Annotated in this window: 11 protein-coding genes; 8 read left to right on the plus strand and 3 right to left on the minus strand. The window is 67.5% G+C overall.

Features of this window, described 5'->3' with window-relative positions; translation table 11 throughout:
• Positions 1-10 precede the first annotated feature (10 nt).
• Both BUC15_RS13865 and BUC15_RS13870 read right to left on the minus strand, forming a co-directional pair.
• Entirely contained in the window at positions 11-814 is an 804-nt protein-coding gene (locus tag BUC15_RS13865) for a rhomboid family intramembrane serine protease (RefSeq protein WP_073189328.1), read from the minus strand.
• Between the two features lie 202 nt (positions 815-1016).
• Entirely contained in the window at positions 1017-1634 is a 618-nt protein-coding gene (locus BUC15_RS13870) for a hypothetical protein (RefSeq protein ID WP_073189331.1), read from the minus strand.
• Positions 1635-1672: 38 nt separating this feature from the next.
• On the opposite strand from BUC15_RS13870, the gene BUC15_RS13875 reads away from it, so the two are divergent.
• Complete coding sequence (locus BUC15_RS13875; protein WP_073189334.1) at positions 1673-2758, plus strand: GNAT family N-acetyltransferase; 1086 nt, start codon at positions 1673-1675, stop codon at positions 2756-2758.
• The gene (locus BUC15_RS13880) at positions 2745-3305 is read left to right on the plus strand and encodes a TetR family transcriptional regulator (protein ID WP_073189352.1); all 561 of its coding nucleotides are present in this window, start codon (positions 2745-2747) and stop codon (positions 3303-3305) included. Before BUC15_RS13875 ends, BUC15_RS13880 begins: the two co-directional genes overlap by 14 nt.
• 27 nt (positions 3306-3332) lie before the next feature.
• On the opposite strand, the gene BUC15_RS13885 is transcribed toward BUC15_RS13880, so the two are convergent.
• Complete coding sequence (locus BUC15_RS13885; RefSeq protein ID WP_073189336.1) at positions 3333-4220, minus strand: hypothetical protein; 888 nt, start codon at positions 4218-4220, stop codon at positions 3333-3335.
• A gap of 147 nt (positions 4221-4367) precedes the next feature.
• On the opposite strand from BUC15_RS13885, the gene argC reads away from it, so the two are divergent.
• Genes argC through argH form a run of 6 tightly spaced genes read left to right on the plus strand, consistent with a single transcriptional unit; the run spans position 4368 to position 10508 of the window.
• Positions 4368-5399: an N-acetyl-gamma-glutamyl-phosphate reductase gene (argC, locus tag BUC15_RS13890; RefSeq protein WP_073189338.1), complete on the plus strand. Its 1032-nt coding sequence runs from the start codon at positions 4368-4370 to the stop codon at positions 5397-5399.
• Positions 5396-6547: a bifunctional glutamate N-acetyltransferase/amino-acid acetyltransferase ArgJ gene (gene argJ, locus BUC15_RS13895; protein WP_073189340.1), complete on the plus strand. Its 1152-nt coding sequence runs from the start codon at positions 5396-5398 to the stop codon at positions 6545-6547. The genes argC and argJ overlap by 4 nt, the downstream gene beginning before the upstream one ends.
• Entirely contained in the window at positions 6544-7449 is a 906-nt protein-coding gene (gene argB, locus BUC15_RS13900) for an acetylglutamate kinase (protein WP_073189342.1), read from the plus strand. The genes argJ and argB overlap by 4 nt, the downstream gene beginning before the upstream one ends.
• Positions 7446-8618 (plus strand): acetylornithine transaminase, encoded by a 1173-nt coding sequence (locus tag BUC15_RS13905; RefSeq protein ID WP_073189344.1) that lies wholly within the window; start codon positions 7446-7448, stop codon positions 8616-8618. The genes argB and BUC15_RS13905 overlap by 4 nt, the downstream gene beginning before the upstream one ends.
• Positions 8611-9105, plus strand: coding sequence for an arginine repressor (locus tag BUC15_RS13910; RefSeq protein ID WP_073189347.1), 495 nt, complete (start codon positions 8611-8613; stop codon positions 9103-9105). The genes BUC15_RS13905 and BUC15_RS13910 overlap by 8 nt, the downstream gene beginning before the upstream one ends.
• A 50-nt stretch (positions 9106-9155) precedes the next feature.
• Complete coding sequence (gene argH / locus BUC15_RS13915) at positions 9156-10508, plus strand: argininosuccinate lyase (RefSeq protein ID WP_245787989.1); 1353 nt, start codon at positions 9156-9158, stop codon at positions 10506-10508.
• Positions 10509-10629: the final 121 nt, after the last annotated feature.

Below are 10629 nucleotides of genomic sequence, written 5' to 3' on the forward strand. Positions count from 1 at the left end.
TGGCCGGCGGTCAGCGCCGACGCTGGCGCAACTTCTCCAGCTCGGCGCGCTCCGACTTCGTCAGCGAGTGGATGCCCGAGGCGTTGATCTTGTCCAGCAGTTGGTCGATGCGTTCCGAATCGGTGGCCTTGCGCTCGGCATGTTTGCGTTGTTTCGGCGCCGCCGCTTGACGCCGGGGCGTGCGGGCGCTCGGGGCGCCCGGAATCCAGGCGTACTGCGAAAGCAACCCGAGCCTCCGCGCATTGATGGCGACCAGCGCAAGGGCGAGGAACAACCCGAGGAGGTTGCCCCAGGCTCGGTAGGCCAGCAGCGGCAGCACCTGGAGAGCCAGGATGACCAGCCCGAACACCCAGGCAGGGATGTTGAAGAAGAACCGTCGGGTCGGCCATTCCGCGATCCAGAGTAGGAGTAGGCAGAACTCGACCATCTGGAGACCGGCGATCGCAGCGCCCGAGACGAGCAACCCGACCAGGCTTGTCATCAGCGTCAAGGCGAACCAGATGCCCACGAACAGGTAGATCATCTTCGCTCGACCGATCTGGGCCTCGAGATCGCGCCCGAACAGCCATATCAGGGCTAGGTTGATCAACCCCCAGAGACTGATTCCGTCGGCCAGCGGCCATGTGAAGAGCCGCCAAACCTCGCCGCTCAGGATCTGTTGCGGCGAGTAGACCAACCACTGCTGCGCGCTGGGCGCGAACACCCAGGCCAGCATGCCGACCGCACCGAGCAGCACCACCGCGATCGTGGTGGTGACCTCGAGTCGGCCGATCCGGAACCAAGGGGCGCTCTGCTGATGGAAGTACGAACTCACGCACTCAAGCGTGCCAGATTCCGCAAATCCTCGCGCGGCTCAAGATTCCCCAAATCCTCGCGCGGCTCAAGACGCGTGGCTCGCTCTGGAGAAGACTGAGTGCCGGACCGCGGAACGCCTCTCGGCGCGTGGCCGCTCTGGGCGGCAAATAGTGGAGCCCGGGGTTACCACGGCCCGACAAGAAACAGTCTAGCGGCTCGGATCAATTAAGTTCGCCGTTGCGCCACAGCGCCGCCGCGGCGGTCAGTTCTGCGGACACCGTCTCGTAGCCCTCGAGTCGCCGCAGCTCATCCATGACCCGCCTTGCATCATCCGAGCTGGCCATGAGTTCACGCTCTCCGGCCGCCATCACGCGGGCGAAGGCGGCCGCGCGCTCCAGCGCGACGGCGAAGTCGCCGGCGAAAGCGCCTCGTAGGATCACTGTGGCCAACTCGACGACCTCTTCCGGGGTCGGGGCGCTCGGGGAACCGGCGATGGCTTGGCTGACGGTGTCGACCTCGATCCCGCGACTGAACCGGTAGCCCGCCGCTGACGGCGCCTCCTGCACCGTGTGGCGCAGCAGGTAGAGCCGCCAGAGCGCGCCGGCCAGGGAGTCGGCGGGGGATGAGGCCCACAATTCGGCAAGGTCCTCGATGCCGTCACCATCGGCGAACCCTATGACGCGGGCGACCACCTCCTGATCGGGCGCCCTTCGGATATGGTTCAACAGCGCACCGGCAGTGTCTCGTGCGAGCCCGCTCATCTCAGCAGGGTCGCCACCCCCTGCCAACAACTCGATGATGTCGCCTGGGCGTTTCACGGGCTTGTGGAAGTTCGACACAACCCGATTCTACGTTCCACACCGCTAACGTTGGTGGCGTGCAGATTTCCCGCCACGAGCAGCCGCCGGATCCGTCGCATCCGGACTTCCGCCTGTGCGAGTTCGATGCAGAGCTATGGGACGGGGTCCTTCTCGACCTCTTCGGCAACACGGATCTTGGGAAGTCCGCCCTGGCGGGTTGGTCGGAGGGCCAGCAGTCCGCATACGCGCGCTGCCGGTATCTGGCCGCGCATGAGGACGGGGAGTTGGCGGGGATGGCCACTCTGGTCGAGCCCCGGGTCGACAATCGGCACGTCGCCTACGTGTCGGTCGGGGTGAGCCCCTCGCGTCGGAGAATGGGAACGGGGGAGGCGCTACTTGAGGCCGCCCTCGCTTGGGGTCGGGCCAATGGCAGGACGACCTTCCAGGCATGGACCTGGGAGCCACTCGTGAGGCCGGGCCCCGGGATGCTGAAGGCCCGTGACGGGGACGGCGTGATCGACCCCGAAGGCCCCGGTGCGAGGTTCCTGCTGCGGCACGGGTTCCGGCTCGCCCAAGTCGACACCATGTCCGGCCTGACGCTGCAGCCGCAGGCCACGCTTCAGGAGATGGCGAGGGCTGCGACGGGCTCTCTCGCTGAGCGCTATGAACTCCTCCAATGGGTGGATGACACTCCGGCGGAGCATCTCTCGGCGATGGCCGCCCTTATGGTGGCAATGAGCATTGATGTCCCAACCGGAGAGGCCGAGCTGCAGCCCGAGGTCTACGACGAGGCCCGTGTGCGTACCTTCGACCGTCAACGTCGCGACGGGGGGCTGGGACAACTGGTGACGGTGGTGCGGGAGCGTCGCACCGGTGAACTCGTCGGGTTCACCCGCGTGGTAAGCGACCGGGCCCGGCCGCGAGTGGCCGACCAGTGGGACACGCTGGTGCTCGGCCCCCACCGTGGGCAGGGTCTCGGATGGACCATGAAGACCGCGAGCCACGCGGCGATGCGCGCCACCTGGCCGGGCGTCAGCGCCGTCGTCACAGGCAACGCCTCCGAAAACTCGTGGATGCTCGACATCAACCGTCGTCTGGGGTTCGTCCCCATCGCGGCCTCCGGATGCTTCGAAAGGAGGGAAGCGGGCAGTGGCGCTGACTAGGGAAGCGATCATCGAGGCCGGCTTGAACATCCTGGACACCTACGGGTTGGGAGACCTGAGCATGCGCCGCGTCGCAGATGTCCTCGGTGTGCAGGCCGGGGCACTCTACTACCACGTGCCGAACAAGCAGAGCCTCCTCGCAGCCCTCAGCGACGAGATCGTCCGGAGCGTCCTGCCCCCATCGCCGGATGCCGAGGTGGATCTGTGGCTCACCGAGTGGGCATCGGGCCTACGGGACGCGCTGATGAGTCGTCGTGACGGTGCCGAAGTCGTCGCATCCTCGCTCGCCGTGGGGCTCGGAACGCAGCAGCCGGCCCGGCAAGCGGAGGAGAGGCTGTCGGCGGCATCGATGCCTCACCCCGAGGCGATCGCCGCGACGCTTCTGCACTTCGTCCTCGGTCATGCGGTCGAGGAACAGACGAGGGGACAGATGGCGGAGCTCGGGATCGTCGAAGGTGGCGCTCCGGAAGAGGGGGCGCAGAGGTTCTCGCTCGGGGTGAAGATCATCGTGCGGGGTGCCCAGACGCTGGCGAAGGAGGGCTGTTGACGGCGCACCGGTAGGAGCCGTCGTCGGTCAGCGGCGACGACGTCTACCGGCGAGCACCAGCCCCACAACTCCCACCCCGGCCAGTGCCAGCAGGAGCCACGCCCAGGTGGCGGTGGTCGTGAGCAGGGCATCGGCCGTTGCCTCCACGAGCGCGGCAGTCACCGCCGCCTGCGTGGAGCCGGACCCGGCCAACTCAACCCGGCCCAGTACCGTGCGACCCACGAGCACCGCCCCCATCCCGAGCAATGCGGCGACGGTCAAAGCCAGCCAACGCCCGCGTCTGGACCCGGCGAGCAACCCGACGGCAGCGAGGATGCCTGCGGCCGCGAAACCCCACTGCCAGTGCTGCACCAACCCAAGGAGTTCGCTCGCGACAGTTGCCGTGCGGGCATCGGGACGGCCGAGTGCCACAACGAGATCGTCGCCCCAGGTGATCTGTTCCAGATACGGCTGGACGCGGGCGTCGGCCACGGCGATGAGCCTGGCGCGACCGAGTTCGACGAACGGGGTCAGATCCAGCCACATGGTCGGTGTCTCGGACGGATCGGCACGGTAGGCGTCCAACTCAGCCACCGACGCGGCCCTCGTCCGGTTGATCGTCTCGAGCCACGCCTCCTCCACGCCTTCACCCGCGAGTGCCTCGTCGACGGCCCGCGTCAGCACCGTCTCGATGTGCGTGCCGAGCCCTGGGACGGCCCTTGCCACGGCGGGAATCCGGTCAATCGCCGACTGCTCCAGTTCATCCGCGATCGCGCTGAGAACCCGCGGATCTGAGGCCAGCGGCCCGATGAGTTGTGCTGCAGGCTCGGGGGTTCGCGCCATCGCGTTGAGCCACTGTGCCCCTCCGCTCAGCAGCGCGCAAGCGACGGCGCAGAGCAGCAGTAGCAGCGAGAGCAGCGAGCGGGCAACGCGCATTGGAGCCTCCATCGGTTCAGGTATAGAGCGTAGTGGGCGGGCCTGGTCCGACGCACGGTGGGCGAGTGGTGGATCACGAACCTGACCGCTGGCGCAAGGCAGGCTGTCAGGTTGAATAACTATTGCATCTGTGGAATAGTTCCGATCATGAGTTTCAAGATCGCGGTGGCGGGATGCACGGGCTACGCAGGCGGAGAACTGCTCCGCCTGCTCCTGCAGCATCCGGAGGTGGAGATCGGGGCGTTGACCGGCAACTCGAGCGCGGGTGGGCGACTCGGCGCGCTACAGCCCCATCTGGCCCCGCTGGCCGACCGGGTCATCGCTCCGACGACCGCGGAGGAGTTGGCCGGCCATGACGTCGTGTTCCTCGCGCTCCCGCACGGCACCTCGGCATCGATCGCAGAACAACTCGGTGACGACGTCCTGATCGTGGATGCGGGCGCCGACTTCAGGCTCAATTCGGCGGAGGACTGGAAGCGGTTCTACGGCACTGACCACGCCGGGACCTGGCCGTACGGGCTTCCCGAGTTGCCGGGGGCGCGGCGCCAACTCGCGGGGGCCAAACGTGTCGCGGTGCCTGGGTGCTATCCGACGGCGTGCACTCTCGCCTTGTTGCCCGCGGTGGCGGCTGGGCTGATCGACACCACCCAGATCGTCATCGTCGCGGCCAGCGGCACTTCGGGTGCGGGAAAGGCCGCGAAGCCGCACCTGCTCGGCTCCGAGGTCATGGGAAACATGAGCCCCTACGGCGTCGGTGGAGGCCACCGGCACACCCCCGAGATCGTGCAGAACCTCTCCGGCGTCACCGGATCTGAGGTGGTGGTGAGCTTCACGCCGTTGCTGGCACCAATGCCCCGCGGCATCCTCGCCACCTGCTCTGCGCCGATCCTCGGAGAAGTCAGTCAAGCCGATGCCCGCGCCTCTTACGCCGACTTCTACGCGGACGAGCCCTTCGTCTCGCTGCTGGAAGAGGGCAGTTGGCCGCAGACCGCAGCCGTGGTCGGGTCGAACCGCGCCACGGTTCAGGTCACCGTGGACCAGGCGGCAGGACGGCTGATCGCGATCTCTGCCATCGACAATCTGACGAAGGGCACCGCTGGCGGCGCCATCCAGTCGATGAACATCGCCCTGGGCCTCGACGAGACCAGCGGGCTCAGCACCGTAGGAGTTGCACCGTGAGCGTCACCCTTCCTCAGGGATTCTCTGCCGCAGGAACCACGGCGGGCCTCAAGGCCAGCGGGCGTCCCGACGTCGCCGTCGTCGCCAATCTCGGGCCGAGCCAGGCCGCGGCCGCGGTGTTCACGACCAACCGGGTGTTCGCAGCCCCGGTCAAGTGGTCGCGCGAGGCGGTCGCGGACGGTCAGCTGGCCGCCGTAGTGCTCAATTCGGGTGGTGCGAACGCCTGCACCGGAGCGGCGGGGTACGCCGATTCGGTAGCGACCGCGTCAAGGCTGGCCGACCGACTCGGGGCCGTAGTCGACAACATCGCCGTCTGCTCGACTGGGCTGATCGGCGTGCGGCTACCGATGGACAAGCTGTTGCCCGGGGTCGACGCGGCGTGCGACTCGTTGTCAACCGACGGGGGAGCAGGGGCGGCCGAGGCCATCATGACGACCGACACCGTCTCGAAGCAGGCGGGCGTCACGGTCGACGGCTGGTCGGTCGGCGGCATGGCGAAGGGGGCGGGAATGCTGGCGCCCGGCCTCGCGACGATGCTGGTGGTGCTGACCACAGATGCTGTCGTCGACGCCGCCGCCCTCGACGGCGCGCTGCGGCGGGCCTGCCGGGTCAGCTTCGACAGGGCCGATTCCGACGGCTGCATGTCGACCAACGACACCGTGATCCTCATGTCGTCTGGTGCCAGCGGCGTCACGCCCGAGCCGGCAGCCTTCGTCGATGCCCTGACCGATGTGTGTGTAGACCTGGCCCGGCAGTTGATCGCCGATGCCGAGGGAGCCTCGCACGAGATCTCCATCGATGTGGTGGGGGCCGCCTCCGAACGTGACGCAGAGGTCGTCGGACGGGAGATCGCGCGCTCCAACCTGTTCAAGTGCGCCATCTTCGGCGGCGATCCGAACTGGGGTCGCGTGCTGTCGGCCATCGGCGTCACCGATGCGGCGTTCGACGCCGACGATCTGGACGTCTCATTCAATGGGGTCAAGGTCTGTCGCGGTGGCCAGATCGGTGAGGACCGGTCCCTGGTCGACCTCAGCGGTCGGCAGGTGCGCGTCACCGTCGACCTGCACGCCGGGAGCGACAGCGCGACGATCCTGACGAACGACCTCACCTACGACTACGTGAAAGAGAACGCGGAGTACTCGACATGAGCCCCAGAACCGTCACGCAGCGCCACCCTGAGTTGCTGGCAAAGGCCAACACCCTCATCGAGGCGCTGCCGTGGCTCGCCCGCTACGCCGGCGAGACCGTCGTCATCAAGTACGGCGGCAACGCCATGACCGACGATACCTTGAAGCGCGCGTTCGCCGAGGACGTCGTGTTCCTGCGCCGCGTCGGGCTCCGGCCTGTCGTGGTACACGGCGGAGGGCCACAGATCTCCTCGATGCTCGACCGGCTGGAGATCGCCTCCGAGTTCCGTGGCGGGCTCAGGGTCACCACCCCGGAGGCGATGGACGTCGTCAGGATGGTGCTGGTCGGCCAGGTCGGACGCGAGCTCGTCAACCTGATCAATCAGCACGGGCCGTTCGCGGTAGGCATGAGCGGTGAGGACGGGGGGCTGTTCACCGCGAAGCGTCGCGGCCTGGTCGTCGACGACGAGGAGGTCGACCTGGGGCTGGTCGGGGACGTGAAATCGGTCGACCCGAGTTCGCTGAACGACCTCATCGCTGCCGGGCGGATCCCCGTGGTCGCGACGGTCGCCCCCGATGTCTTCGGCCAGGTCCACAACGTCAACGGTGACACCGCCGCTGCCGCGCTGGCGGTGGCGCTCGGCGCCAGACGGCTGGTGATGCTGACGAACGTGGCCGGTGTCTATGCCGACTATCCAGACGAGTCGTCAATCATCACGCAGATCTCGAGCGAAGAGGTGCGCGGCCTGCTTCCGTCGCTCGATTCGGGCATGATCCCGAAGATGGAGGCCTGCGTGCGTGCCGTGGAGGGCGGGGTCGCCTCGGCGACCGTCATCGACGGCAGAGTGCCGCACTGCCTCCTCCTCGAAATATTCACCGACGAGGGAGTGGGCACCATGGTCACCGATGAGGAGTACGCATGAACCAGGCCGACCTGAAGGCCCGCTACGACGCCGTCATGATGAACGCGTTCGGCGTGCCCAAGCGGGTGTTCGCACGCGGTGAGGGTATCCACCTCTGGGACACCGATGGCAACAGGTACACCGATCTGCTCTCCGGTCTGGCGGTCAACGCTCTCGGGCACGCACATCCGGGAGTTACGACGGCCGTCGCCGGGCAACTGGACCAGCTCGGTCATGTGTCCAACTTCTTCGCAAGCGAGCCCCAGATCAGGCTTGCGGAGCGACTGGCGGCCTTCACCGGCGTCGAGCCGACCCGGGTGTTCTTCACCAACTCCGGGACCGAGGCCAACGAGGCCGCCTTCAAACTCACACGCCTGACGGGCCGCACAAAGGTCGTGGTGATGGAGGGTTCCTTCCACGGCCGCACCATGGGGGCTCTCGCGCTGACCTCCAACCCGAAGTACCGCGAACCGTTCGAGCCCCTGCCTGGTGAGGTCTTCTTCGTGCCCTTCGGGGACGAATCGGCGCTCCGCGCAGCCGTCGACAACCGGACCGCCGCCATCCTGCTTGAGACCGTGCAGGGCGAAAACGGGGTGGTGCCCGCGCCCGAGGGGTTCCTGGCCGCCGCCAGACGGATCGCCGACGACGCCGGCGCACTGTTGTGGATAGATGAGGTTCAGACCGGGCTGGGGCGCTGCGGCGACTACCTGGCGCACCGCGCCGACGGAATCACCGCGGACCTGATCACCATGGCGAAGGCTCTCGGGAACGGCTTTCCCATCGGCGCGTGCCTCGCGACGGGGCGCGCCGCCGAACTGCTCCACCCCGGCCAGCACGGGACCACCTTCGGTGGGAACCCGGTCGCCGCAGCCGCTGGGAATGCCGTCCTCGACGCGCTGGAATCGGGCGTGCTCGAGAATGCGCGGGCGACCGGCGCCTGGCTGGTTCGTGCGCTCGGAGAGCTTTCCCACCCCCAGATCCTTGAAGTGCGTGGGCGTGGCATGCTGCTGGGCATCGTGCTGCGCGAGGAGATCGCCGCACGGGTGAGCGACGATGCCCTGGACGCAGGCTGGGTGATCAACGCGCCCCGCCCGTCGGTGTTGCGCGTCGCCCCACCACTGATCGCGACGCCGGAGGACCTTGCGGGTTTCGTCGACGCGCTGCCTGCGCTGTTGGACGGGCATGGCTAACCCGACGAGGGCAGGGCGGCTCGCGACGCTGAGGCAGTTGCTCGGCGAGGCGTGCTACACGTCTCAGGCCGAGTTGATGGAGGCGCTCAGCGGGCACGGCATCACCGTCAGCCAGCCGACCCTGTCGAAGGACCTGCTGGAGCTCGGGGCCGTCCGCCAGCGGGCGATCGGGGGAGCGCTCGTCTACGCCGCTTCTGCCGAGGCGGGCGAGGAGGCGGCCACCGAGAAGCTCGCGAAGTTGTGTGCCGAACTGCTGCAGTCGATCCGGCATGCCGGCACGCAGATCCTGGTGAAGACCCCGCCGGGAGCGGCCCAGTATTTCGCGTCGTACCTTGACCTTGCCGGGTTGCCCGGAGTGCTGGGTACGATCGCGGGCGACGACACCGTTCTGGTGATCGCCACAGACAATGAAGCGGCCAACCGCACGGTTGGCAGCATCTCCGAGATGACGAAGACCGGCAGGCCGGCAGTGAAGGAGCTTTCGTGAGCACAGGACGACTCTGGGGTGGCCGGTTCGAGGGTGGGCCGAGCGAGGCGATGTTCGCTCTGTCGAAGTCGACGCAGTTCGATTGGCGACTGGCCCTGCATGACATCGCGGGGTCCCGGGCCCACGCCGGAGCCCTGCACGCGGCAGGCCTGCTCGACGATGAACAGGCCCGTCGGATGGACGAAGGGCTCGCGGAACTGGCCCGACGGGTCTCCACCGGGGAGTTCGTGGCCGACCCCACCGACGAGGATGTGCACGGGGCCTTGGAGCGGGGCTTGAAGCTGATCGTCGGCGATGAGCTGGGGGGCCGCATCCGCGCCGGTCGTTCGAGGAACGATCAGATCGCAACGCTCATCCGCAGCTATCTGCGTGAGGAGATCCGGCTCATCGCGCAGGACGTCGACGCCGTCGTCGAGGCGCTGTCGACGCAGGCGGAGGCGAATCTCGGAGCAGTGATGCCCGGCCGGACCCATCTGCAGTCGGCACAGCCGATCCTGCTCAGTCACCACCTGCTCGCGCACGCCTGGCCGCTGATCCGAGACGTCCAGCGGCTCCGCGACCTCGACGTCAGGCTCGCCGTCAGCCCCTACGGCTCGGCGGCGCTGGCAGGGACGTCGCTTGGGCTAAGCCCGGAACTGGTCGCCGCTGAGCTCGGGTTCAACTCGTCGGTGCCAAACTCGATCGACGGGACCGCAGCGCGTGACCTGATCAGCGAAGCGGCCTTCGTTCTGGCACAGATCGGAGTCGACCTTTCGAGACTCAGCGAGGACGTGATCCTCTGGTGCACCGCGGAGTTCGGGTTCGCGACACTGCATGATTCCTGGTCGACCGGCAGCTCGATCATGCCTCAGAAGAAGAACCCCGACGTCGCCGAACTGGCCCGTGGCAAGGCCGGTCGGCTGATCGGCAACCTTGCGGGGTTGCTGGCGACGCTCAAGGGCCTCCCTCTGGCCTACAACCGTGACCTCCAGGAGGACAAGGAACCGGTCTTCGACGGGATCGACCAGTTGCATGTACTGCTGCCTGCGGTCGCGGGCATGGTGGCGACGCTGACGTTCCACCCCGACCGGATGGCGGAGGTGGCCCCGAGGGGATTCTCGCTGGCGACCGACATCGCCGACCACCTGGTGAGGGAAGGCGTGCCGTTCGCGGTGGCCCACGAGGTGGCGGGGGAGTCGGTGCGCTACTGCGAGTCGCGCGGGATCACATTGCAGGACCTGACAACTGAGGATCTGCCGGCGATCTCGGCGCAACTGGACCAAGGCGTTCTAGAGGTCCTGACGGTTGAGGGTTCGGTCGCATCCCGTGACGGTCGTGGCGGTACCGCCCCCGTCCGCGTCGCCGAACAGCTTCAGGAGTTGCGCTCTGTCGCGTCTGGGCTCCGAGCCTGGGCCACCGCCTGAAGGCGCTCGGGTTGGGTGAGGTGAGACGTTGAGCACTATTCGGGGTTCGTTTGTCGAAATGACGCCGAAGTGCGGCGTGTCGTCGATCGAGTCCGGGATAGTGCTCAATTAGGTGGTCGCG

The sequence above is a fragment of the Tessaracoccus bendigoensis DSM 12906 genome (assembly GCF_900141915.1).
Lineage (GTDB): Bacteria > Actinomycetota > Actinomycetes > Propionibacteriales > Propionibacteriaceae > Arachnia > Arachnia bendigoensis.